Origin of the sequence: Streptomyces sp. NPDC086989 (assembly GCF_044745505.1) — a bacterium.
In the GTDB taxonomy this organism is placed as follows: Bacteria; Actinomycetota; Actinomycetes; order Streptomycetales; family Streptomycetaceae; genus Streptomyces.
On record NZ_JBIVAL010000001.1, the window covers coordinates 511,562 to 534,513 of the forward strand.

Consider the following 22,952-nt stretch of genomic DNA (forward strand, 5'->3'; position numbering starts at 1 on the left):
GTCTCAGTCCTGCCGCGCGGCGGGCGGGGCGGGGGGACCGGCGAGCGCGGGCACCGGTTCCTCCGGGGACGGGGGCACGTACGGCTTGATGTCGGGGGCGTCGATGGAGCCGTCGGGCTGGATGGTGGGCAGCTTCTTCTCCGGCTTGAGCAGGAAGGCCTTCTCGACGTCCTGCTTGCCGGTCATGTCGAGGCCGTAGATGGCGTTGTAGATGTTGCGGACGGCGGGGCCGGAGGCGCCCGAACCCGTACCGCCCTGGGAGATCGTCATCACGATCGTGAAGTCCTCGGTGTACGTGGCGAACCACGAGGTGGTCTGCTTGCCGTAGACCTCGGCGGTGCCGGTCTTGGCGTGCATGGGGATCTGCTTCTGCGGCCAGCCGCCGAAGCGCCAGGCGGCGGTGCCGCGGGTGGCGACGCCCTCCAGGGCCTCGCCGATCTGGCGGCGGGTGGTCTCCGTCATCGGGAGCCTGCCGTGGGCCTGCGGCTTGATCTCCTCGATCCGCTTGCCGTCGGCGCTGATGATGGCCTTGCCGATGGTCGGGTTCCACATGGTGCCGCCGTTGCAGATGGCAGCGTAGATGGTGGCCATCTGGATCGGGGTCACGAGGGTGTCGCCCTGGCCGATGGAGTAGTTGATGGCGTCACCGGCGCGCATGAGGTTGCCTTCGAGGCAGTTCTCGTAGGACAGCAGCTCGACGTAGGTGCCGCCCTTCTTTCCGGTCTTGCACCACATGTCCTTGTTGGCCTGCCAGAACGCCTGCTTCCACCGGCGGTCCGGGACCCGGCCCTTCTCCTCGCCTGGCAGGTCCACGTGGGTCTCGGCGCCGAGGCCGAACTGGTGGGCCGTCTTGTAGAAGATCTCGCGTGGGGGCTTCTTCGGATGGAGCCCGCCGTCCTTGAGCCACTCCTTGTGGCCGAGCGCGTAGAAGACGGTGTCGCAGGAGACTTCGAGGGCCCGGCCGAGGGTGATCGAGCCGTGGCCCTGGGACTCGAAGTTCTTGAAGACCTGGCCGCCGATCGAGTAGGAGCTGGGGCAGGGGTACTCGCCGTCGAACTTGTATCCGGCGTTGACCGCGGCCGCGGTCGGGATGACCTTGAAGATGGAGCCGGGGGCCGCCTGGCCCTGGATCGCCCGGTTCATCAGCGGGACGTTGGACTCCTTGGCGGTGAGCTTGGCGTAGTCCTTGGCGGAGATCCCGCCGACCCAGACGTTCGGGTCGTACGTGGGCATGGAGGCCATGGCGACGACCCGGCCGGTCTTGGACTCCAGGACGACGACGGCGCCGGCGTCGGCCTTGTAGGGGACGCCGGTGTTGCGGTCGATCTGCTTGCGGGCCTCGACCATGGCCGCGTTCAGCTCGAATTCGGCGACGCCCTGGACGCGGGCGTCGATGCTGGTGACGAGGTGGGCGCCGGGGATAGCCGGATCGTTCTTGGCCTGGCCCATGACCCGGCCGAGGTTGTCGACCTCGTAGCGGGTGACGCCGGACTTGCCGCGCAGGGTCCTGTCGTACGTGCGTTCCAGGCCGAAGCGGCCGACCTGGTCGGAGCGCAGCAGCGGCGAGTTGGTGTTCTTGGCCTTCTGGATCTCGTCGTCGGTGACCGGGGAGAGGTAGCCGAGGACCTGGCCGGTGTTGGCGCCGCCGGGCGCGGGGTAGCGGCGTACGGCGGTGGGCTCGGCGGTGATGCCGGGGAACTCCTCGGGGCGCTCGCGGATCTGGAGGGCCTGCTGGGTGGTGGCCTCGGTGGTGACCGGGATCGGCTGGTAGGGGGAGCCGTTCCAGCAGGGCTTGGGGGTCTGGGAGTCGCAGATGCGGACCTTGTTCATGACGTCCTGCGGCTTCATGTCCAGGACGTCGGAGAGCCGGCTGAGGACGCCCTTGCCCTTGTCCTTCATCTTCATCAGCGCCGTGCGGCTGGCGGAGACGACCAGACGGGTCTCGTTGTCGGCGAGCGGGACTCCGCGGGCGTCCAGGATCGAGCCGCGTACGGCCGGCTGGACGACCTGCTGGACGTGGTTGCTCTTGGCCTCGTGGTAGTACTCCGCGCCGTTGCGGATCTGGAGGTACCACAGGCGCCCGCCGAGGGTGAACAGGAAGGAGAAGACGAGCACCTGGAGGATGACGAGCCGGATCTGCACCCGGGAGGTGCGGCCGGTCTCGGGGACGTTGGTCACGGGAACTCCCCCCTCACAGCTTCTTGACGCTCTTCACACTCTTGATTCCCTTGACGCCCTTTATCCGGCCGGCCTTGTTGGCGCGGCTGCGTGCGGTCTTCAGGCGCAGGCCGCCGCGCTGGCTGCCGATGCGCAGGCCGGTGCCGCCGGAGAGCCATCCGGAGGACACGTCGGCGGTCTTGGCGGGGCCGCCGTTCGCGTCGACGGCCAACGGGTCGTTCTCGGCGCGCCGGGCCAGCGCCATGATGAACGGCACGGTGAACGGGGCGAGCAGCAGGTCGTAGAGGGTCGCGGTGAACAGCAGCCCGGTGAGCCCGACGTGGCGTGCGGCGGTGTCGCCGACGAGGGCGCCGACGCCTGCGTACAGGAGGGTGGAGCCGATGGCGGCGGCGACGACGGTCATCATCGGGCCCCAGGCGGAGCGGAAGCGCCCGTTGTCGGGCCGGGCCAGGCCGGCGGTGTACCCGATGACGCACAGCACGAGCGCGTACCGCCCGGCCGCGTGGTCGGCGGGCGGGGCCAGGTCGGCGAGGAGTCCGGCGGCGAAGCCGATGAACGCGCCGCTCAGGTGCCCGTAGACCAGGGCGAGGGCGACGACGGTGAGCAGGACCAGGTCGGGTACGGCGCCGGGCAGTTGCAGCCGGCCCAGGACGGAGACCTGGACGACGAGGGCGACCACGACGAGCGTGGCCGAAAGCAGGATCCGGTTGAAGCGCATGGGGTCAGCTCCTACTCGTCGGCCGGCTTGCCGGGCACACTGGCGGACGGTGACGGGGTGACCGTGACGGTGACCGTCGGGGTGGGCTTCACCTCGGGCTTGGGGGGCAGCACGGCGTCGCGCGGGTCCTCGCGCGGCGGCATGACGACGACGCCGACGATGTCCAGGCGCGAGAAGCCGACGAACGGCCGGACCCAGATGGTGCGGGTCAGGTCGCCGCGCGAGGGGTCGACCTTGACCACTTCGCCGATCGGGACGCCGGGCACGAACGGCTTGTTGCCGCGCGAGCCGAAGGTGACGAGCCGGTCGCCCGGGGCGACCTTGGCCTTGCCGTTGAGCATCTGGACGGACAGGGCGCGGTCGCCCTGGCCGTTGGCGAAGCCGAGTTCACCGGTCTTCTCCAGACGGGTGCCCACGGTGAAGTCGGGGTCGTTGGCGAGGACGACGGTGGCGGTGTCGGGGCCCACGGTGGCGACCCGGCCGACGAGTCCCTCCCCGTTGAGGACGGTCATGTCGCGCTCGATGCCGTCCTTGCTGCCGGCGTCGATGGTGACGGTCCAGGAGAAGCCCTGGGCCGCTCCTATGGCGATGACCTCGGCGCCCTTGATGCCGTACTGGCCGGCGCCGGCCCGCTTGAGCATCTCGTCGAGCTCGTGGATGCGGCTGCGGGTCTGGTCGTCGCTGCCCAGCTTGGCCTTCAGGGCGGCGTTCTCGCGCTCCAGCGTGGCGATCCGGTTGTGGCGCTCGCCGGAGTCCCGGACGGCCCCTATCGCGTTGGCGACGGGATCGACCGCGGTCGCCACGCCCTTCTCGACGGGGCCGAAGACCGCTGCGGCGGCCTGCCGGGCGCCGTCGACCGGTGACTCCTCGCCTGCCCTGATGTCCACCGTGATCAACGCGAACGCGATGGCGATCATGAGCACCAGGAGCAGCCGGCTTTCTCGTGTGTCCCTCACGTGCGGCGGCCGTGCCTTCCCATGTGTCGTGCCGGCGGAGCAGGCTCCGGTGGAGCCGGTGCCCGCGCCGGGGTTCTCGGTCTGTATATCAACGATCCGCCGCACGGGCGCGGCAGCACCCGTACGGCGGATCCTTGTCTTCCGCATGGCCCCCGAACGGGGGTCTCTATCAGCGCCGGGGCTGTGCGTCCAGTACCTGCTGGAGCGCCTCGAACTCCTCCACGCACTTGCCGGAGCCGAGGGCGACGGAGTCGAGCGGGTCCTCGGCGATGTGGATCGGCATGCCCGTCTCACGGCGCAGCCGCTCGTCGAGGCCGCGGAGCAGGGCGCCGCCGCCGGTCAGTACGATGCCGCGGTCCATGATGTCGCCGGAGAGCTCCGGCGGGCACTTGTCGAGGGTCGTCTTGACGGCGTCGACGATGGCGTTGACCGGCTCCTCGATGGCCTTGCGGACCTCGGCGGCGGAGATCACGACCGTCTTCGGGAGGCCGGAGACCAGGTCCCGGCCGCGGATCTCGGTGTGCTCGTCCTTGTCGAGGTCGTACGCCGAGCCGATGGTGATCTTGATCTGCTCGGCGGTGCGCTCACCGAGGAGGAGCGAGTACTCCTTCTTGATGTGCTGGATGATCGCGTTGTCGAGCTCGTCGCCGGCCACCCGGATGGACTGTGCCGTGACGATTCCGCCGAGGGAGATGACGGCGACCTCGGTGGTGCCGCCGCCGATGTCCACGACCATGTTGCCGGTGGCCTCGTGGACGGGCAGGCCCGAGCCGATGGCGGCGGCCATGGGCTCCTCGATGATGTGCACCTGGCGGGCGCCGGCCTGGGTGGACGCCTCGATGACGGCGCGGCGCTCCACTCCCGTGATGCCGGAGGGGACGCAGACCACGACGCGCGGACGGGCCAGGTAGCGGCGCTTGTGGATCTTGAGGATGAAGTACCGGAGCATGCGCTCGGTGATCTCGAAGTCGGCGATCACGCCGTCCTTGAGGGGCCTGACGGCGACGATGTTGCCGGGCGTCCGGCCGATCATCTTCTTCGCCTCGGAGCCGACCGCCAGGATGCCGCCGGTGTTCGTGTTGATGGCGACCACGGACGGCTCGTTCAGGACGATCCCCCGGCCCCTCACGTACACCAGCGTGTTGGCGGTCCCGAGGTCGATCGCCATGTCACGGCCGATGAACGACATGTTGTTCCCCTTGTTCCCCATGAGGAGCGTCTGGCCTTCCAGTTGATAGCGGCTGCTGTCAGGTCGGCGAGGTGGGTGTGTGGGTGGAGGCCCCATCGTAGTGCCGTAAGTACGAACACCGCGCGACGGGACTCCGGCAATCCCGCCGGAACGGAAACCCGCCCCCTTAGTGGTGACGACGTGTCCTGCACATGCGTTCCCGCAACCGCCCGGCAATACCGAAGGGCGACCGAAATTACTTCGGTCGCCCCAGGTCATGAGCGCTATTCGGCTGATGTTACGTCAGGAAGGACTCATCCCAGGGTGGGGAAGAACAGCTTGAGCTCGCGTTCGGCGGACTCCTCGGAGTCCGAGGCGTGGATCAGGTTCTCCCGGGTGACGGTGCCGAAATCCCCCCGGATGGACCCGGGTGCCGCGGCGATCGGGTCAGTGGGTCCGGCCAGCTGGCGGACACCCTCGATCACACGTTCCCCTTCCGCCACCAGGACGACGACGGGACCGCTGGCCATGAAGCCCATGAGGGGCTCGTAGAACGGCTTGCCCTTGTGCTCGCCGTAGTGGGCCTCCAGGGTCTCCTGGTCCAGCGTGCGCAGCTCCAGAGCGGGGATGGTCCAGCCGGCCTTCCGCTCGATGCGGCCGATGATCTCGCCCACCAGGCCGCGACGGACGGCGTCCGGCTTGAGGATGACGAGAGTGCGCTGGGTCATTTTCCAACTCCTTGCGGCAAACGGGTGCGGTTCCCCGAGGCTACAGGGGCCGGGGGTACGGCCCGCGCACGGACCCGGTCAGGCCTGTGCCTCGCTCTGGGCCGCCCAGCGGGCCTTGGCCGCGTCGATCTTGCCGCCGTAGTGCACCGAGCACCACCACAGCCCGGCGAACACCGCACCGAGGAAGAACATCATCGGGACGACGAACCCGCTCAGGATCAGCCCGACCTGCAGGGCCCAGCCGATCTGGACCGCACCCGGACGCGACAGCATCCCGCACAGCAGCACCGACAGCAGCATGGCGATCCCGCAGACCGTCCACACGGTGGCCTGGGTCAGATCCGGGTTCTTCATGGCGACCAGCCCGGCGAAACCGATCACGAAGAACTCGCCGATCAGCGTCGAGGCACACAGCGTGCGCATTCCTCAGCCCCTCTTCAGCAGCAGGCGGGCCTCGCCCACCGTGATCACGGAACCGGTCACCAGGACCCCGGCCCCTCCGTACTCGGCCTCTTCCTCCGCGAGGGTGATCGCCGCCTCCAGGGCGTCGTCCAGCCGCGGCTCCACCTGGACCCGGTCCGGCCCGAAGACCTCGACCGCGACCGCCGCCAGCTCGTCCGCGGACATCGCGCGATGGCTGGAGTTCTCCGTGACCACGACCTCCGCGAAGATCGGCTCGAAGGCCTCCAGCACCCCCTTGACGTCCTTGCCCTCACTCGCGGCCATGACTCCGATCAGCCGGCTGAAGCCGAACGCCTCGGTCACCGCCTCCGCCGTGACCTGGGCGCCCGCCGGGTTGTGCGCCGCGTCCAGGACCACCGTCGGGCTGCGCCGCACGACCTCCATGCGGCCCGGCGACGTCACCGAGGCGAAGGCCCTGCGCACGGTCTCCACGTCCAGTTCCCGCGACTGCTCCGCGCCGACGCCGAAGAAGGCCTCGACCGCCGCCAGCGCCACCGCCGCGTTGTGCGCCATGTGGGCCCCGTACAGCGGCAGGAAGATGCCGTCGTACTCGCCGCCCATGCCGCGCAGCGTCAGCATCTGCCCGCCGACGGCCACCTCGCGCGAGACGACGCCGAACTCCATGCCCTCGCGGGCCACCGTCGCGTCGACCTCGACGGCCTTCTTCAGCAGCACCTGCGCCGCGTCCACCGGCTGCTGCGCCAGGATCACGGTGGCGTCCTGCTTGATGACGCCGCCCTTCTCCAGGGCGATCTCGCCGGGCGTGGCACCGAGGCGGTCCGTGTGGTCCAGGCTGATCGGGGTGATCACCGCGACCGAGGCGTCGATCACGTTGGTGGCGTCCCAGGTGCCGCCCATGCCGACCTCGATGACGGCCGCGTCGACCGGGGCGTCCGCGAAGGCCGCGTACGCCATACCGGTGAGCACCTCGAAGAAGGACAGCCGGAACTCCTCGGAGGAGTCGACCATCTCCACGTACGGCTTGATGTCGTAGTACGTCTCGACGAAGCGCTCGGCGCTGATCGGCGCCCCGTCGAGGCTGATCCGCTCGGTGACCGACTGCACGTGCGGGCTGGTGTAGCGGCCCGTGCGCAGCTCGAAGGCGTTGAGCAGCGCCTCGATCATGCGCGCGGTGCTGGTCTTGCCGTTGGTGCCGGTGACGTGGATCGAGGGGTACGCGTGCTGCGGCTCGCCGAGCACGTCCATCAGGGCGGCGATCCGCGTGACGGACGGCTCCAGCTTGGTCTCGCCCCAGCGGGTGGACAGTTCCTGCTCCACCTCCTGGAGCGCCCGTGCCACCTCCGGGTCGAGGGGCTGCGCGGGTACCGGATCGCCCTGGGGCGGTCCGGCCTGGGCGCGCAGGGTGCGGCTGCCGGCCTCGATCACCGCCAGGTCGGGGTCGCGGTCGGACTCTTCGGCCACGATCCGGTCGAAGACCTCGGTGGTCTCGTCGCGGTCGTCGGGTCCGATGCTCTCGGGCTGCTGCTCACTCACGGGGCCAGTCTACGGACGGGGGGCCCGGGGACTTTCGACCCGGCCGTTTCGGGACGTTCGGCGCCCGTCGCGACCGGATCGTTATGCAAGCCTTGCGGACAGGAGATAGGGGAACAAATGCCGCAGGCCAGCACCGACAAGTCCGCTTCCAGCCGCGACATAGGCATCGATCTGGGGACCGCGAACACCCTGGTCTACGCCCGGGGGCACGGAATCGTCCTCAATGAGCCGTCCGTGGTGGCCGTGAGGGCGGGCACCACCACCGCGCTGGCCGTCGGGACCGAGGCCAAGGAGACCATCGGGCGCACCCCCGGCTCCATCACCGCGATCCGCCCCCTGAGGGACGGGGTGATCTGCGACTACGAGGCCGCCGAGGAGATGATCCGGCATTTCGTCCGCAAGGCCGTGCCGAGCCGCAGGCCCCGTACCCGGATGGTGATCTGCGTGCCGTCCGGGGTCACCCCGGTCGAGCGGCGGGCCATCGTCCACGCCTCGACCCGGGCCGGGGCCAGGGCCGTCCACCTGATCGAGGAGCCGATGGCGGCGGCGATCGGCGCGGGCCTGCCGGTGGCCGAGGCGCGCGGCTCGATGGTGGTGGACATCGGCGGCGGCACCACCGAGGTCGCCGTCATCTCCCTCGGCGGCATCGTCACGGCCCGGTCGCTGCGGGTCGGCGGGGACCGGCTGGACGCCGCGATCACCGACTACGTGCGCAAGCGGCACGGGCTGCTCATCGGGGAGCGAACCGCCGAGGACGTCAAGGTCGCCATCGGGTCGGCCTGGCCGGTGCCGGACCGGCCCGAACTGGAGGACCGGACGTTCACCGTGCGCGGCCGGGAGCGGGTCGGCGGCATGCCGAAGACGCTCTCGCTGAGCGCGGCGGACGTGAGGGCCGCGCTCGACGAGCCCGTCGAGGCGGTCATCGCCGCGGTGCGCGCCACCCTGGAGGAGTGCCCGCCCGAACTGTCGGGCGATGTGATGGAGCACGGCATCGTCCTGACTGGCGGCGGCGCACTGCTGCCGGGGCTGGATCTGCGGCTTGCCTCCGCGACGGGCATCCCGGTCTTCGTCGCCGACGCGCCGCTGGACTGCGTGGCCCTGGGCTCCGGCAAGTGCGTGGAGGACCTGGACACCCTGGGCGGCCTGCTGGTCCCGGCGAGGGCCTGAGCGGCGCGGGGGCGCGAGGCGTTGGGGGGCGCCGGGCGGTGGGGGCGCCGGGCGGTGGGGGCGCGAGGCGGTGGGGGCGCCCGGACGCAGGGCGCGTCAGCCGCGCGGGAGGGTGGCCACCACCGTGTACGCGTCCTGCGTGCGCGTCGCCGTCAGCGTTCCGCCCAGGCTGCGCACGCGCTCGGACATGCTCGCCGTGCCCGAACCCGACGAGACGGGGGCGCGGGCCGGGCCGGGGACGGCCAGGGCGTTGGTGACGGCGATCCGCAGCTGCGGGCCGTCCGCCTGGATCGACACGTCGACGGTCTCCCCGCAGGCGTGCTTGGCCGCGTTGGTCAGGCATTCCTGCACCACCCGGTAGACCGCGGCCTGGCGCAGCGGCGACAGCCCGTGCACCTGCGGATCCAGGGTCAGCCGGACGGCGGAACCGGCCCGTCGGCTCTCCTCCGCAAGGGCCGGCAGACCGTCCACCCCCGGGGTCGAAGCCCGTTCCCCGCGCTGCACGATGATCTCGTTGAGCACCAGATGGGCCCGGCGCGCGGTGTCGGCCAGCTCCTCGAAGTCCTTCGCGTGCGCCGTCTCCCGCGCCCGCACCGACAGGACTTCGGAGCGCACCGTCAGCAGCGTCAGCTCCCGGCCGACGAAGTCGTGGACGTCGCGGGCGACCGAGGTGCGCTCCTGCTGGACCGCCTGCAGGACGGCCGACTCGGCGCGCCGGGCGGCCAGTTCGCGCACCAGGTCGTGCCGGTAGGCGGCGATGCCGACGGCCGAGGCGAGGACCCCGATCGGCACGACGAGGCCGAGGAAGGAGCTGAGGGTCGCCGCGTGGGGCTCGGGCCAGCCGGGGACGCTGAAGACGATCAGCGAGAAGGCCACGTACCCCAGGGTGGCCAGGACCGCGGGGCGGCGCCCCCGGAAGCGGCCGACCGAGTAGAGCGCGAACTGGATCAGCGTCAGTTCGTGCAGCCAGCCGATGAAGAGGAGCGCGGTGACGTACGAGACCCAGGGCGCCCGGCGGCGCACCACCAGGCCGGAGCACCCGGCGGCGAGGACGACGGCGGCCATCGGGCCGTTGAGCGAGTTGTCCGCGGCGGCCAGGCCGGGCAGGTCCAGCGCCATCAGCCCCAGGCAGCTCAATGCGGTGAGCACGTCAAGCGCCCGGGGTGATCCGGCCCAGCTCTCGCCGAGCCGGCGGCCGGCGGCCGCGGCCCGGTGGAGCGCCGAGGCGACGGGCGGGACGTACATGCCTTCCATCATCCGTGCTCACCACGGGGTATCGGATCGGCCGGCCCGGCCGAAAACGTGACGTCCGACACTCCGGACAACTCAGGACAACCCCCACCGACCCCGGCTCCCCGCCCGCCGGCCCGCCCGGTCAGGGCGCGGCACCGGCGCCCGGGCCCGCGTAGTCGGAGCCGAAGCAGGACCGGATCTCCCGCTCGGTGTCCGGGCGGCCCGCGAAGTTGAGCCGGGACTCCTCCTCCCTGGGGGCGGCCCCGGGGTCGGAGTCGAAGTAGACCGACCACCAGTAGACGCCCGCCATCCTGCGCTCCCGGACGACCTGGCAGACCGCCTTGTACCAGTTGGCCTGGACGGCGGGGTTCAGCGTGCGCTTCGCGTAGAAGTCGCCGGGTGCGTGGTACGCCCCGTCCATGGCGCTGATGCCCGCCTCGGCCAGCACGATCCGCGGCAGTGCGCCCTTGCTCTTCTTGTCGAGCCAGCCGTTCCAGCCGGCGACGAGCTGCTCGACGGGTGCGTCGTCCGCGACCTTGACGGGGAAGTAGGCGTCGACGCCGAGCCGGCCCACGGGCACGTCGATGTGGCCGCCCACGTAGTTGTCCCAGTTCGCGTCGTACGACACCTCGCCCTTGAACCGCTTCTCGGCCGACGCGATCAGTGACTTCCAGCCCGGGTGGCCCTCCATCGAGTTCAGCTCGGTGCCGATCACGAACGTCGCCGCCTGCTGCCGCTGGGCCGCGTCGAGGTACGGGCCGAGCATGGCCTCGTACGACGCGAACCAGGCCTCCTTGTCGACCGGCTTGATGTTGCCGCGCCAGCCCTCCGGAGGCACCAGCGCCGCCTCGTCCAGGGTCGGGCGGACGGTGGTGCGCAGTCCCGCCTCGTGGAAGACGCGCAGAACCGTGTCGAGGTGCTCGGGCGTCGGGGTGCTCTTGCCGGCCGTGAGCTTCGTCGAGGTGCGGCCCTCCGTGTAGAAGGGGAAGGAGACGGCGACGGCGTTGGCCTTCAGCCCGACGAGGTACGCGGCCTGCTCGCGGGCCTTCTTCTCGACGTACGCGTCACTGTGCTCCTTCTTGTCCTCCCAGAAGATCTGGACGCCCCACTCGGGCATGCCGGTCTTCCAGGGCCTGTCCACCTTCGGTGCGGGCCGGGCGGGCTCGGCCGGTGCGTCGGCGACCGCGCCCCCGCCGGCGAGGACGGTGCCGCCGCCGCCCTTGGCCGGGGTGGAGTCGTGCAGGACCACGATCGGCTTGAGGGAGCCCGACGCCCAGCGCAGCGGGTGGTCGCCGATCACCCACGGCAGTCCGAGGACCAGGGAGGTCACGGTCACCGGGAGGATCGCGAGCAGGGGGACCTTGGAACGCTTCGTCTTCCGGTTCGCCCCCTCGCCGTTCGTCTCGCGGTTCGTCTCGCGGTTCGTCTTGCCGGCCGTCTCGCCGGTCGTCTCAGTCTGCGTCTCGCTGCTCACGAGGGGCTCTCGGTTCCTCTTGCGGGTGCTCATGCGGGCTTGGCGATGACGACGAACTTGTTCTCCTCGCGCTTGATGAACTTGATCAGCCCGCGCAGGCCGCCGAGTCCCTCCAGCACGGAGAACAGCGGGATGAGGCCGAGCACGGCGAACGGCTCCCACCAGTGGCGCTTGCCGTTCGCCGAGACCAGGGCGTTGAGCCGCAGCCCCTCCCAGTACGTCCAGATGACGTACGCGAAGCTGAGCGACCACATGATCACGACGGACTGGGTGACGGGCGAGGTGTTGAAGTCGCCGATGAACCAGGCGACCAGGAGCACGGTCGCGACGTGCTGGAGCGGGCCGAGGACCCAGCTGATCATGCAGAGCATCAGGAACCAGCGGTACCGGAACGGCACCGTGCGGTTGAAGCAGAGCGCGACCAGCCCCCACGCCCAGCGTTCGCGCTGCTTGATGAAGTCCCCGGTGGTGGCCGGGGAGGCGCCGTAGCAGCGGCCGTTGAACCAGTCGCTGCGGCCCGGGTACTTGCGGCAGAACGTCAGCGCCAGCTGCGCGTCCTCCACGATTGCCTTGGGCCCGAAGTCCCAGCCGATCGTCGCCTCGATGGAGGCACGGAGCAGCAGCAGCTCGCCGTGCACGCCGACGACCGGGGTGCCGAGTCCGGTGAAGGCCCGGAAACGGGCTATGTCGTCGGCGGGGCGGACCGCGTCGGCCAGCCAGGTGAACCGGTTCACGGCGTTCTCGCGCGGGTAGGCGAGGATGCCCTGCGCCATGTGCTTGCCCGCTTCGCCCTCCCGCCGCTGGCGGTTGACGAACTGGGCCATGGACGCGGCGGTGTCGGGGCCGACCCCCGTGTCGTCGTCCATGTGCAGCACCCAGACGTCGTCGAGGGCCTCGCCCTCGTCGATCCGCAGCTCGTGCGCGTAGTGGTTCGCGCGGGCCTTGAACCGGGTCCCGTTGGCCGTCTCGTACACCTTGGGCACGGTCACCACGCGGATCCGGGCGTTCATCGCGGCCAGGTCGTCGATCCGCTCGGCCGCCTCGCAGCCCTCCTCCGTGAGCACGTCGACCCGCATGCGCGGGAAGTACGGCGGGAGGTGCTCGACGTAGCTGAGGACCGAACGCTCCAGCGCCGGATACGTGTCGTGGCGGCCGATGGTCGGCACGAGCACGATGAGGAAGTCCTCCTCCACCGGCGCCGGCGGAACCATCTCGTGCGCCTTGCGCAGCCGGCGGCGGATCAGCAGGACGCCCTGGAAGCCGACCATGACGCCGATGGCGGGCAGCGACCAGATCACCGACAGCGTCCAGCCGAGCGGGGTCGGGTTCGGCTCGAACACCCACAGGCCGAAGCTGACGAGGACCAGGAAGGGCAGCAGGAAGGCCAGCACGCTGGGCTTCCAGTCGGCATGGCGCTGCACCAGTTTCGTATCGCGACGGGACGTCGTCACGACCTCTTGTAAGGGGGGAGCCAGGGTCATGGGAAGGGTCCTTCGAAGTTCCTACTGCTGTTGCGGCGGTAACGGTTGGGACTGCTGGGACTGCTGGGACTGCTGAGGCCAGGCGGGCCCGCTGCCGTAGGGCCCGGGCCCGTAACCGGGCTGCGGGTGCTGAGATTGCGGCTGCGGCTGCGGCTGCGGCTGGGGCTGCGCGTAGCCCGTCTGCGGCAGCTGGGGCCCGGGCTGCCCCGGGTAGGACGGCGGGGGCCCGTACCCGTGCGCCGGCTGCGGCGGTTGCGGCAGCTGCTGCTGGGGGAACTGCGGCGGCTGGGCCTGCTGGGCGGCGGCCGCACGCTGGGCCTGCTCGTGAGCCTGGCGGGCCTCGTGGGCCTGCTGGGTCCAGGGGTTCACCGGGGGCTGCCAGGGCTCGTACACGGCGAAGTCCCGCAGCAGCAGCACGATCAGTGCGCCGGTCACGAGGACCCCGACGGCGAACGTCGCCAGCTTCAGCCCGCCCTGGACGGTGGAGGTGAAGTAGTCGGTCTGCTTCTCGTCGAACAGCGCGCCCGTCAGGCTGCGCATCCGGTTGTAGCCCTCGATGGCGGCGCCGCCGATGATGACTCCCCGGCCCAGGGTGTTCCCGCGCAGGACGAGCAGGCCGCCCGCGACGTAGACGACGCCCCAGTTGAGGTTGAACGTCTCGGCGGCTCCGGAGCCGTCGCCGATGCCGTAGTAGACGATGCCCTGCAGGAAGTCGACGACGCCGACCTGCCAGAAGCAGTTGTACAGGGCCCACAGGAGCAGGACCCCTGCCCATCCCATGGCCACGAAGGCGGCCACGCGGTGGGCACGTGGCGTTGTCGCGCTCAACTTCACTCCTTCTCGGATGATCCGTCGTGCAGGGCGGGCCACTGCACTCCGGCGGGGCCCGGTTGACGGCCCCCGGTGATCGTCTTGGGGTCGTTGTAGGTCTGCTGCACGTCCGCCGGGGAGTTCTTCGCGGTGAGTCCGTCACCCCACACGGTCCACAGCACCCAGGGGGACTGGTCGAGCGTCGTGCGCTGCGCGGCGCCCAGCGGTACGTGGAAGGACTCCGCGAGGATCCGCGGCTTTCCGTAGTCCTTGAGGCCGCGGTGCCACGTCGACGTCCAGGCGGCCGGGTCGAAGGGCTGGTCCGGGCTTCCGCTGTAGTCGTCGACACCGACGACGTCCACGTACCCGGCGCCCGGATAGAAGTCCCACGGCTCGCCGCCGTGGACGCCGTCCCAGGCCGTGGGGGCCCAGACGAAGATCAGGTTGTGCAGTCCGCGGGAGCCGACCAGGTAGTGGTAGAGCAGCTCCCACAGGGCGGTGTACTGCCGGGGTTCGAGCCCCGCCCACCAGAAGCTCTGCTCCCCGCCGAGGGAGTTCATCTCGTGGTACGGGCGCAGCAGTACGGGTACGTCGTGCGCGGCCAGGTAGCCGAGGTGGTCGGCGAGGAACGACAGGTCGAGCAGGAGCGCCGCGTGCTCGGGGGTGCCGGGGGTGATCACCCGGTCGATCCAGCCCGGGTCCTTCGCCGAGGGGGCGTTGCGGCGCAGCGTCTGGTCGTAGCTCTTGACGGGGCTGCCGGGCCACGGCTGGTGGAACGACATTCCGACCAGGCCGGCGGGCGCTCCCCCGTTGGCCGGCAGTACGGTCCGGGTGCCGTTCCAGAGGCGTTCGGTGCCGCTCGGGTTGTACGAGCCGTCGTCCTTGCGTGGCAGTCCGTGCCAGACGCCCATGGCGAGGTCCACGACGTCGTTCGTGTAGGTCCAGTACTCGCGGTGGGCGGGCCACGCGGCGCGCGAGTAGTCCCGCGGCTCCCCCACGCCCCAGCTGTCCTGCTGGTAGCCGGGGCCCAGGTCCAGTTCGAGGAAGGCCGGCAGCTTCCCCGTGATGTCCTGGGGTTTGCGGTAGTAGTAGCCGGGTGGTTTGGGACCGCTGTGGTCTCCGTACTCGGGGTTGTACCGCTCGTTGTGCACCTCGGCGTGCTGGCCGAGGAGGGTGCCGCGTCGCCGGCCGGCCCGGGCGTCCGCCTCCAGTCCGGCGAGTAATCGGTACACGGCGCGAGCCGCCGTGGAGGCCTTCGGATCGCGTGACACCAGGTCCTGTTGGAGGCCGGCGGCGGGGGCGCGCGAGGTGCCGGCCGCCGCCACTGCGGCGACGGCGCCGCCCGTGGCCGCGGTGGCCGCCGCCCCGAGTAAGAGGTTGCGGCGCTTCAGCTCGAGCCCCGACAGCAGGCGGCCCGGCGCCCGTCGGCCCGGCGCATCCCGCTCCGGCGCCTCGCGCCCCACGTCACGACCCCACACTCCGAGACCCCCCTCGGTCGACAGCACGCCGCCAACGGCCCCGGCCGGTGGTGCGAAACCGCTGGGGCCGGTGTCACCCTACGCGTCGGCCCCCGAGCTGTGCGCTCGGGGGCCGAGGGTTCACCGTTTGTACGTGTTACGCAGCGGGCAGGGTCTCCAGCTGGGCCTGGATGCGGGCGATGTCCGCCTCCGCCTTGGCCAGCCGGCCCTTGATCTTGTCCACGACGTTGTCGGGGGCCTTGGCCAGGAAGGCCTCGTTCCCGAGCTTCGCCTCGGCCTGCTGCTTCTCCTTCTCGGCGGCGCCGAGGTCCTTCGTGAGGCGCTTGCGCTCGGCGGCCACGTCGATGGTGCCCGACAGGTCGAGTGCGACGGTGGCGCCGGCGACCGGCAGGGTCGCGGTGGCGCTGAACTCGTCGCCCTCCGGCTGGAGGCGCAGCACCTGGCGGATGGCCGCCTCGTGCGCGGCCAGCGGGGTGCCGGACAGGTCCAGGCGGGCCGGGACCTTCTGCTTGTCGTCGAGGCCCTGCTCCTTGCGGAACCGGCGGACCTCGCGGACGAGGGCCTGGACGCCCTCGATCTCGGCCTCGGCGGCCTCGTCGCGGAAGCCCGAGTCGTTCGGCCAGTCGGCGATCACGAGGGACTCGCCGCCCGTCAGCGTGGTCCACAGCGTCTCGGTGACGAAGGGGACCACCGGGTGCAGCAGCCGCAGCATGACGTCGATGACCTCGCCGAGGACCCGGCTGGAGACCTTGGCCTGCTCGCCGCCCGCGAAGAACGTCGTCTTCGACAGCTCGACGTACCAGTCGAAGACCTCGTCCCACGCGAAGTGGTACAGCGCCTCGCTGAGCTTGGAGAACTGGAAGTCCTCGTAGTACGCGTCGACCTGCGCGACCGTCTTGTTGAGGCGGGACAGGATCCAGCGGTCCGTGGCGGACAGCTGCTCGGCCGGCGGCAGTTCGCCCTCGATCGTGGCGCCGTTCATCAGCGCGAAGCGCGTGGCGTTCCAGATCTTGTTGGCGAACTTGCTGGAGGCCTGGACCCAGTCCTCGCCGATCGGCACGTCGGTGCCCGGGTTGGCGCCCTTGGCCAGGGTGAAGCGGACGGCGTCGGAGCCGTACTTGTCCATCCAGTCCAGCGGGTCGACGACGTTGCCGAAGGACTTCGACATCTTCTTGCCGCGCTCGTCGCGGACCAGGCCGGTCAGCGCGATCGTCTTGAACGGCGCCTCGCCGTCCATGGCGTACAGGCCGAACATCATCATCCGGGCGACCCAGAAGAAGATGATGTCGTGGCCGGTGACCAGGACGTCGGTGGAGTAGAACTTCGCCAGGTCCGGGGTCTTCTCCGGCCAGCCGAGCGTGGAGAACGGCCACAGGCCGGAGGAGAACCAGGTGTCGAGGACGTCGGTGTCCTGGTGCCAGCCCTCCCCGGTGGGCGCCTCGTCGTCCGGGCCGACGCAGACGATCTCGCCGTCCGGGCCGTACCAGACCGGGATCCGGTGGCCCCACCACAGCTGGCGCGAGATGCACCAGTCGTTGAGGTTGTCGACCCAGTCGAAGTAGCGCTTGGACATCTCCTCGGGGTGGATCGAGACCCGGCCGTCGCGGACGGCGTCGCCGGCGGCCTTGGCCAGCGTCTCGACCTTGACCCACCACTGCAGCGACAGGCGCGGCTCGACGGTGGTGGAGCAGCGGGAGCAGTGCCCGACGGAGTGCAGGTACGGGCGCTTCTCGGCGACGATCCGGCCCTGCTCGCGCAGCGCACCGACGACCGCGGAGCGGGCCTCGAAGCGGTCCAGGCCGAGGAAGGGGCCGTGGACGGTGATGTTGCCGTGCTCGTCCATGATCGTCATGGAGGGCAGGTCGTGGCGCTGGCCGATCGCGAAGTCGTTCGGGTCGTGCGCCGGGGTCACCTTGACGCAGCCGGTGCCGAACTCGGGGTCCACGTGCGTGTCCGCGACGACCGGGATGGAGCGGTCCGTGAGCGGCAGCTTGATGAGCTTGCCGACCAGGTGCTTGTAGCGCTCGTCGTCCGGGTGGACGGCGATGGCCGTGTCACCGAGCATCGTCTCGGCGCGCGTGGTGGCGACGACCAGGGTGTCCTCGCCCTCGCCGTACTTGATCGAGACGAGCTCGCCCGCGTCCTCCTGGTACTCCACCTCGATGTCGGAGATGGCCGTCAGACAGCGGGGGCACCAGTTGATGATGCGCTCGGCGCGGTAGATCAGCTCGTCGTCGTAGAGCTTCTTGAAGATCGTCTGGACGGCCTTGGACAGGCCCTCGTCCATGGTGAAACGCTCACGGGACCAGTCGACGCCGTCGCCGAGGCGGCGCATCTGGCCGAGGATCTTGCCGCCGTACTCTTCCTTCCACTGCCAGACGCGCTCGACGAACTCCTCGCGGCCCAGGTCGTGGCGGGACTTGCCCTCCTCGGCGAGCTGCTGCTCGACCTTGTTCTGGGTGGCGATGCCGGCGTGGTCCATGCCGGGCAGCCACAGCGACTCGTAGCCCTGCATCCGCTTGCGGCGGGTCAGGGCGTCCATGAGCGTGTGCTGGAAGGCGTGCCCCAGGTGCAGGGAGCCGGTGACGTTCGGCGGCGGGATGACGATGGTGTACGCGGGCTTCTCGCTCGCGGGATCGGCCGTGAAGTAGCCACGCTCTACCCAGCGCTCGTAGAGCTTCCCCTCTACCTCGGCCGGAGCGTACGCGGTCGGCAGTTCGGAGTTGGGGCTGCTGGGTGTCTGCGTGTTCTCGGTCACGAGGCACAGGATACGGGCGGGCCCGCCTCCGTTACGAATCCATACCACACCCGCGCACTCGTTGACCTGACCATGACGATCGGGCTCACTGTGACCATGAACGAGATCCCCGGGCAGGCCGTGGCGGCCCCTGCCGCCCCGCCCAGGAACAAGCGTGCGCTCAAGACGGCCGGGACGGTGCTCGGCCTCGCGGCGGGCGTGGTGCTGGGGCGCCTGGCCATGAACGCAGTCCTCGGCGACGGCGCCGCCGAGGACGCCGGCCGCTACCGGCTGGCGGCGCCGGCCTCCTTCCAGGGCCTGACGCTCCAGGACTCCGGTCCGCGCGTGGAGGCCGTCAGGAGCGGCCAGGGGCCGGCGAAGCAGGGCGTGACGAACGTCGCCGTGGTCTACGCCGACCCGTCGGGCACCGCGCATCTGGTGGTCAGCGGGGCGTACGGCCGGTTCGGCGACCAGGACCCGGGCGCGGCGCTGACCCGCAGCCTGCAGGACATGGGGACGGTCACGGGGATCACGACGCAGGAGGCCGGGACGCCGGCGGGCGGCGCCATGCGGTGCGGCACGCTCGACGTGGGCTCCGGTGCGGGGACGCTCCCGCTCTGCATGTGGGCCGATCACAGCACCCTGGTGACGGTCACCGTCCCGGTCGAGAACCAGCCCGTGGCGATGGACGTCCTCGCGTCGCAGGCCCGGGCGCTGCGGGAGGCGATGGAGGTCCCGGCGGCGTCGTAGTTCCGTAACGCCTGGGCCCCCGGCGGCCGGAGCTGCGCGGACTTCCGCCAAGATATGAGGAACATAAGAAAGTCCTAAAGGGGGACACGGGTATGAGTTACAACCAGCCGGGACCGTACGGACAGCAGCCCGGGCCGTACGGCGGTCAGCCGCCGCAGCAGCCGGGTCCGTACGGACAGCCCGCCCCGCAGCCCGGCTACGGCTACCCGCAGCAGCCCCCGCAGGGCTACCCCCAGCAGCCCCAGCCGCAGCCGGGCTACGGCTACCAGCAGCCGGGCATGCCGCCGCAGCAGCCCCCGTACGGCATGCAGCCGCCGAAGAAGTCGAAGGCGGGCGTCGTGATCGCGGTGATCGTCGCGGTCGCGGCGATCGCCGGCGCCGGCTGGTACTTCACAAAGGGCGGCGGCGCCTCGGGCTCGGTCTCGTCGGCGACGAAGGGCTACAAGCTGGTCGCCCCGGAGACGGTGAACGAGTTCAAGAAGAACCCGAATTACAAGGAGAAGCCCCTCGCCGACAAGGACCGTCAGGAGCTGGAGGCCATCGGCGTCAAGAACCCCACCAGGGTCGCCATGGACTACAGCGCCGGCGACCCGGCCAACCCGCTGACGACCAAGGGTGTGAGCTTCCAGGGACTGTACGGCGAACTCGCGGATCCGGAGAAGTCCGTGGACGCCTACTTCGCCACGGCCAAGCTCAACGCCGGCAAGGACAAGTCCGCGACGGTCGAGATGATCGGCAGCCCGAAGTCGATGTCCCCCTCGGGGTTCAGCGGCGCCGTGATGAAGTGCCAGGAAATGAAGATCACGGCCTCCAGCACCACGACGACCAAGGGACCGAAGGAGCTGACCCTCCCCATCTGCATCTGGGGCGACTACAGCACCCTGAGTCTGGTCAGCGCCTCCGACGCTGCCTCCATCCTGGCGGGCAAGCCGGGCTACACCCTGGAGCAGACCGCCGACCTGACGGCGAAGCTCTACAACACCGCCCGCGTCAAGAAGTAACCGCGAGCCACACGCGTAGGGGCGCCCGGCCGATAGCCGGGCGCCCCTACGCGTGCTTCGTGTCGGCTACGCCGACTTCTCCTGCGGGCCCTGGTCCTTCGGGACGATGCGGGGGACCAGCGTCGGGTTGACGTTCGAGCGGACGACGTCGGCCGTGATGACCACGCGGGCCACGTCCTTGCGGGACGGGACCTCGTACATCACCGACATGAGGACCTCTTCCATGATGGCGCGCAGACCGCGCGCGCCCGTCTGGCGCAGGATCGCCTGGTCCGCGATGGCCTCCAGCGCTTCGCGCTCGAAGTCCAGTTCCACGCCGTCGAGTTCGAAGAGGCGCTGGTACTGCTTCACGAGGGCGTTGCGCGGCTCGACCAGGATCTGGAGCAGGGCTTCCCGGTCCAGGTTGTGCACCGAGGTGATGACGGGCAGACGGCCGATGAACTCCGGGATCATCCCGAACTTCACCAGGTCCTCCGGCATGACCTCCTGGAACTGGTCGCTCGCCTCGATCTCGCGCTTCGAGCGGATCGTCGCCCCGAAGCCGATGCCCTTGGCGCCCGCGCGCGACTCGATGATCTTCTCCAGGCCGGCGAAGGCGCCGCCCACGATGAAGAGCACGTTCGTCGTGTCGATCTGGATGAACTCCTGGTGCGGGTGCTTGCGGCCGCCCTGCGGCGGGACCGAGGCCGTCGTCCCCTCCAGGATCTTCAGCAGGGCCTGCTGCACGCCCTCGCCGCTCACGTCGCGCGTGATCGACGGGTTCTCGCTCTTGCGGGCGACCTTGTCGATCTCGTCGATGTAGATGATCCCGGTCTCGGCCTTCTTGACGTCGTAGTCGGCCGCCTGGATCAGCTTGAGCAGGATGTTCTCGACGTCCTCGCCCACGTACCCGGCCTCCGTCAGCGCCGTCGCGTCGGCGATGGCGAACGGGACGTTGAGCATGCGCGCGAGCGTCTGGGCGAGCAGCGTCTTGCCGGAGCCCGTCGGGCCCAGCAGCAGGATGTTGGACTTCGCGAGCTCGATCGCGTCGTCCCGGCCCTGCGCGCCGCCGTTCTCGCCGGCCTGGACGCGCTTGTAGTGGTTGTAGACCGCCACCGAGAGGGCCTTCTTCGCCGGCTCCTGGCCGACGACGTAGCTCTCCAGGAACTCGTAGATCTCACGAGGCTTGGGGAGTTCCTCCCACCGGACCTCGGAGGTCTCCGCGAGCTCCTCCTCGATGATCTCGTTGCAGAGGTCGATGCACTCGTCGCAGATGTACACACCGGGTCCTGCGATGAGCTTCTTCACCTGCTTCTGGCTCTTTCCGCAGAACGAGCACTTGAGCAGGTCGCCGCCGTCACCGATGCGTGCCACGAGGTGCTTCCCCTTCGCCTGGGAGACGCCTGGTTCAGCGCTCCTGGTGCCTCATATCCGACGGTACCTTGCCGGGGGCCCCGTACGGGGCCCCCTTGACGTGGTTCACATCGCCGAATGTGACGACGTGCCCACGCCAACTGGCGGCAAGGGTCAGTGGGAGTTCTTGCGGGTCGAGACGATCTGGTCGATCAGGCCGTACGCGAGGGCGTCCTCGGCCGTCAGGATCTTGTCGCGCTCGATGTCCTCGCGGATCTTCTCGATCGGCGTGGTGGAGTGCTTGGCCAGCATGGTCTCCAGCTGGTCGCGCATGCGCAGGATCTCGTTGGCCGCGATCTCCAGGTCGGAGAGCTGCTCGCGGCCGGTGCCGCCGGACGGCTGGTGGATCAGCACGCGGGCGTTCGGCAGCGCCATGCGCTTGCCGGGCGTGCCGGCCGCCAGCAGGACCGCGGCGGCGGAGGCCGCCTGCCCCATGCAGACCGTCTGGATGTCCGGCTTCACGAACTGCATCGTGTCGTAGATGGCCGTCAGCGCGGTGAAGGAGCCGCCGGGGCTGTTGATGTAGATCGAGATGTCGCGGTCCGGGTCCATCGACTCCAGGCACAGCAGCTGCGCCATGACGTCGTTGGCGGAGGCGTCGTCGATCTGCACGCCGAGGAAGATCACGCGCTCCTCGAAGAGCTTCGCGTACGGGTCGTACTCGCGCACGCCCTGCGAGGTGCGCTCGACGAAGCGCGGGACGACGTACCGGTTGTCCACCTGCGGGCCGGTGTAGAGGCCGCTCGCGGGAGAGAGGTTGTTCATGTGCATCTGGGTGTTCACCATCCTGGTGGCGTTCTGCGGGCTGGGGCTTGCCGGGTGCGGGCGGGCGTACGGGCCCTCGTACGAGGTGACGAGGCCCCGCGCGCCGGGGCCGGGGTCAGGCCCCGGTGCCGCCGCCGCCCGGGACCAGCGACGCGGCGGAGATGATCTCGTCGATGAGGCCGTACTCCTTGGCCTCCTCCGCGGTGAACCAGCGGTCGCGGTCGCCGTCGCGGATGATCGCCTCCACGGTCTGGCCGGAGTGGTGGGCGGTGATCTCGGCCATGCGCTGCTTGGTGCGCAGCAGGTACTGGGCCTGGATCTTGATGTCAGAGGCGGTGCCGCCGATGCCGGCGGAACCCTGGTGCATCAGGATGTCGGTGTTCGGGAGCGCGAAGCGCTTGCCCGGGGCGCCGCCGGTGAGCAGGAACTGGCCCATGGAGGCCGCCATGCCCATGCCGATGGTGACGACGTCGTTCGGGATGTACTGCATGGTGTCGTAGACCGCCATGCCCGCCGTCACCGAGCCGCCCGGGCTGTTGATGTACAGGTAGATGTCCTTCTCCGGCTCCGCGGCCAGGAGGAGGAGCTGCGCCGTGATCTTGTTCGCGATTTCGTCGTCGACCTGCTGGCCGAGGAAGATGATGCGCTCGCCGAGCAGCCGGTTGTAGACATGGTCGCCGAGGCCGCCACCGATGGACGGCTCACCCGCGGCGTAAGGCTTCAGATTCGTCACGTATCCACCTGCTCGTCTCCGACGGCCACATGCCGTCTCAGCGTCTCGTTCTGGGGCGCGGACCGGTCGGCGGCCGTGGCCGCCGGCGTCCGGGTACTCCCGTGCCCTCGTATTCATGGACCCTAACGCGCAGGTCGGACAACGCCATCCCGCTTCCCGAACTGTTCGCTCGGAGCGCAAGGTCCGCGGCCCTTGCGGAGGCGGGGCACGGGCCCTGTGCGGGCCGC

19 protein-coding genes are annotated in these 22,952 nt (G+C 70.2%); 3 read left to right on the forward strand and 16 right to left on the reverse strand.

Annotated elements, in window-relative coordinates:
- Nucleotides 1-3: 3 nt before the first annotated feature.
- The 7 genes from mrdA to ACIPK4_RS02500 all read right to left on the reverse strand — a co-directional run bounded on the left by mrdA (nt 4) and on the right by ACIPK4_RS02500 (nt 7,704).
- Nucleotides 4-2,178, reverse strand: a complete 2,175-nt coding sequence (gene mrdA / locus ACIPK4_RS02470) for a penicillin-binding protein 2 (protein ID WP_402308719.1) — start codon at nt 2,176-2,178, stop codon at nt 4-6.
- 13 nt (nt 2,179-2,191) lie between these two features.
- Nucleotides 2,192-2,896, reverse strand: coding sequence for a rod shape-determining protein MreD (mreD, locus tag ACIPK4_RS02475; protein ID WP_054226601.1), 705 nt, complete (start codon nt 2,894-2,896; stop codon nt 2,192-2,194).
- A gap of 11 nt (nt 2,897-2,907) precedes the next feature.
- Nucleotides 2,908-3,852 (reverse strand): rod shape-determining protein MreC, encoded by a 945-nt coding sequence (mreC, locus tag ACIPK4_RS02480; protein ID WP_402308721.1) that lies wholly within the window; start codon nt 3,850-3,852, stop codon nt 2,908-2,910.
- A 169-nt stretch (nt 3,853-4,021) separates the two neighbouring features.
- Nucleotides 4,022-5,041 carry a rod shape-determining protein gene (locus ACIPK4_RS02485; protein ID WP_008738981.1) on the reverse strand — a complete coding sequence of 340 codons (1,020 nt, stop codon included), beginning with the start codon at nt 5,039-5,041 and terminating at the stop codon, nt 4,022-4,024.
- A gap of 293 nt (nt 5,042-5,334) precedes the next feature.
- Nucleotides 5,335-5,748, reverse strand: coding sequence for a nucleoside-diphosphate kinase (ndk, locus tag ACIPK4_RS02490; protein ID WP_376196579.1), 414 nt, complete (start codon nt 5,746-5,748; stop codon nt 5,335-5,337).
- A 78-nt stretch (nt 5,749-5,826) separates the two neighbouring features.
- Entirely contained in the window at nt 5,827-6,171 is a 345-nt protein-coding gene (locus ACIPK4_RS02495) for a DUF4233 domain-containing protein (RefSeq protein ID WP_402308723.1), read from the reverse strand.
- Between the two features lie 3 nt (nt 6,172-6,174).
- Nucleotides 6,175-7,704 (reverse strand): bifunctional folylpolyglutamate synthase/dihydrofolate synthase, encoded by a 1,530-nt coding sequence (locus ACIPK4_RS02500; RefSeq protein WP_402308725.1) that lies wholly within the window; start codon nt 7,702-7,704, stop codon nt 6,175-6,177.
- 117 nt (nt 7,705-7,821) lie between these two features.
- Between ACIPK4_RS02500 and ACIPK4_RS02505 the strand changes: the two genes are divergently transcribed.
- Nucleotides 7,822-8,871, forward strand: coding sequence for a rod shape-determining protein (locus ACIPK4_RS02505; RefSeq protein WP_402308727.1), 1,050 nt, complete (start codon nt 7,822-7,824; stop codon nt 8,869-8,871).
- A 96-nt stretch (nt 8,872-8,967) separates the two neighbouring features.
- Here ACIPK4_RS02505 and ACIPK4_RS02510 read toward each other — a convergent pair whose 3' ends face one another.
- The 6 genes from ACIPK4_RS02510 to ACIPK4_RS02535 form a co-directional block, all read right to left on the reverse strand.
- Nucleotides 8,968-10,116: a histidine kinase gene (locus ACIPK4_RS02510; protein ID WP_402308729.1), complete on the reverse strand. Its 1,149-nt coding sequence runs from the start codon at nt 10,114-10,116 to the stop codon at nt 8,968-8,970.
- A 130-nt stretch (nt 10,117-10,246) separates the two neighbouring features.
- Complete coding sequence (locus ACIPK4_RS02515) at nt 10,247-11,578, reverse strand: glycoside hydrolase family 113 (protein WP_402308731.1); 1,332 nt, start codon at nt 11,576-11,578, stop codon at nt 10,247-10,249.
- Between the two features lie 29 nt (nt 11,579-11,607).
- The gene (locus tag ACIPK4_RS02520; protein WP_402308733.1) at nt 11,608-13,059 is read right to left on the reverse strand and encodes a glycosyltransferase family 2 protein; all 1,452 of its coding nucleotides are present in this window, start codon (nt 13,057-13,059) and stop codon (nt 11,608-11,610) included.
- 21 nt (nt 13,060-13,080) lie between these two features.
- Nucleotides 13,081-13,887 (reverse strand): hypothetical protein, encoded by an 807-nt coding sequence (locus ACIPK4_RS02525; RefSeq protein WP_402308735.1) that lies wholly within the window; start codon nt 13,885-13,887, stop codon nt 13,081-13,083.
- 2 nt (nt 13,888-13,889) lie between these two features.
- A complete protein-coding gene (locus ACIPK4_RS02530) occupies nt 13,890-15,332 on the reverse strand; it encodes a glycosyl hydrolase (RefSeq protein WP_402308737.1) in 1,443 nt (480 codons plus the stop codon).
- Nucleotides 15,333-15,483: 151 nt separating this feature from the next.
- Nucleotides 15,484-18,105 (reverse strand): valine--tRNA ligase, encoded by a 2,622-nt coding sequence (locus ACIPK4_RS02535; RefSeq protein WP_376196587.1) that lies wholly within the window; start codon nt 18,103-18,105, stop codon nt 15,484-15,486.
- Between the two features lie 96 nt (nt 18,106-18,201).
- Between ACIPK4_RS02535 and ACIPK4_RS02540 the strand changes: the two genes are divergently transcribed.
- On the forward strand, nt 18,202-18,834 hold the full coding sequence (locus ACIPK4_RS02540; RefSeq protein WP_402308738.1) for a hypothetical protein: 633 nt from the start codon (nt 18,202-18,204) through the stop codon (nt 18,832-18,834).
- Between the two features lie 92 nt (nt 18,835-18,926).
- Nucleotides 18,927-19,835 (forward strand): hypothetical protein, encoded by a 909-nt coding sequence (locus ACIPK4_RS02545; RefSeq protein ID WP_402308740.1) that lies wholly within the window; start codon nt 18,927-18,929, stop codon nt 19,833-19,835.
- Between the two features lie 66 nt (nt 19,836-19,901).
- On the opposite strand, the gene clpX is transcribed toward ACIPK4_RS02545, so the two are convergent.
- The 3 genes from clpX to ACIPK4_RS02560 all read right to left on the reverse strand — a co-directional run bounded on the left by clpX (nt 19,902) and on the right by ACIPK4_RS02560 (nt 22,725).
- On the reverse strand, nt 19,902-21,188 hold the full coding sequence (clpX, locus tag ACIPK4_RS02550) for an ATP-dependent Clp protease ATP-binding subunit ClpX (protein ID WP_030297265.1): 1,287 nt from the start codon (nt 21,186-21,188) through the stop codon (nt 19,902-19,904).
- A gap of 153 nt (nt 21,189-21,341) precedes the next feature.
- Complete coding sequence (locus ACIPK4_RS02555; protein WP_054226614.1) at nt 21,342-22,013, reverse strand: ATP-dependent Clp protease proteolytic subunit; 672 nt, start codon at nt 22,011-22,013, stop codon at nt 21,342-21,344.
- Nucleotides 22,014-22,107: 94 nt separating this feature from the next.
- Nucleotides 22,108-22,725, reverse strand: coding sequence for an ATP-dependent Clp protease proteolytic subunit (locus ACIPK4_RS02560; protein WP_402308742.1), 618 nt, complete (start codon nt 22,723-22,725; stop codon nt 22,108-22,110).
- Nucleotides 22,726-22,952 lie beyond the last annotated feature (227 nt).

Coding starts and splice junctions, on each gene's coding strand:
- ACIPK4_RS02485 (WP_008738981.1), bottom strand. CDS start 5,041: ATGTCGTTCATCGGCCGTGACATGGCGATCGACCTCGGGACCGCCAAC.
- ACIPK4_RS02510 (WP_402308729.1), bottom strand. CDS start 10,116: ATGTACGTCCCGCCCGTCGCCTCGGCGCTCCACCGGGCCGCGGCCGCC.
- ACIPK4_RS02540 (WP_402308738.1), top strand. CDS start 18,202: ATGAACGAGATCCCCGGGCAGGCCGTGGCGGCCCCTGCCGCCCCGCCC.
- ndk (WP_376196579.1), bottom strand. CDS start 5,748: ATGACCCAGCGCACTCTCGTCATCCTCAAGCCGGACGCCGTCCGTCGC.
- ACIPK4_RS02495 (WP_402308723.1), bottom strand. CDS start 6,171: ATGCGCACGCTGTGTGCCTCGACGCTGATCGGCGAGTTCTTCGTGATC.
- mreD (WP_054226601.1), bottom strand. CDS start 2,896: ATGCGCTTCAACCGGATCCTGCTTTCGGCCACGCTCGTCGTGGTCGCC.
- ACIPK4_RS02520 (WP_402308733.1), bottom strand. CDS start 13,059: ATGACCCTGGCTCCCCCCTTACAAGAGGTCGTGACGACGTCCCGTCGC.
- ACIPK4_RS02545 (WP_402308740.1), top strand. CDS start 18,927: ATGAGTTACAACCAGCCGGGACCGTACGGACAGCAGCCCGGGCCGTAC.
- ACIPK4_RS02505 (WP_402308727.1), top strand. CDS start 7,822: ATGCCGCAGGCCAGCACCGACAAGTCCGCTTCCAGCCGCGACATAGGC.
- ACIPK4_RS02555 (WP_054226614.1), bottom strand. CDS start 22,013: ATGGTGAACACCCAGATGCACATGAACAACCTCTCTCCCGCGAGCGGC.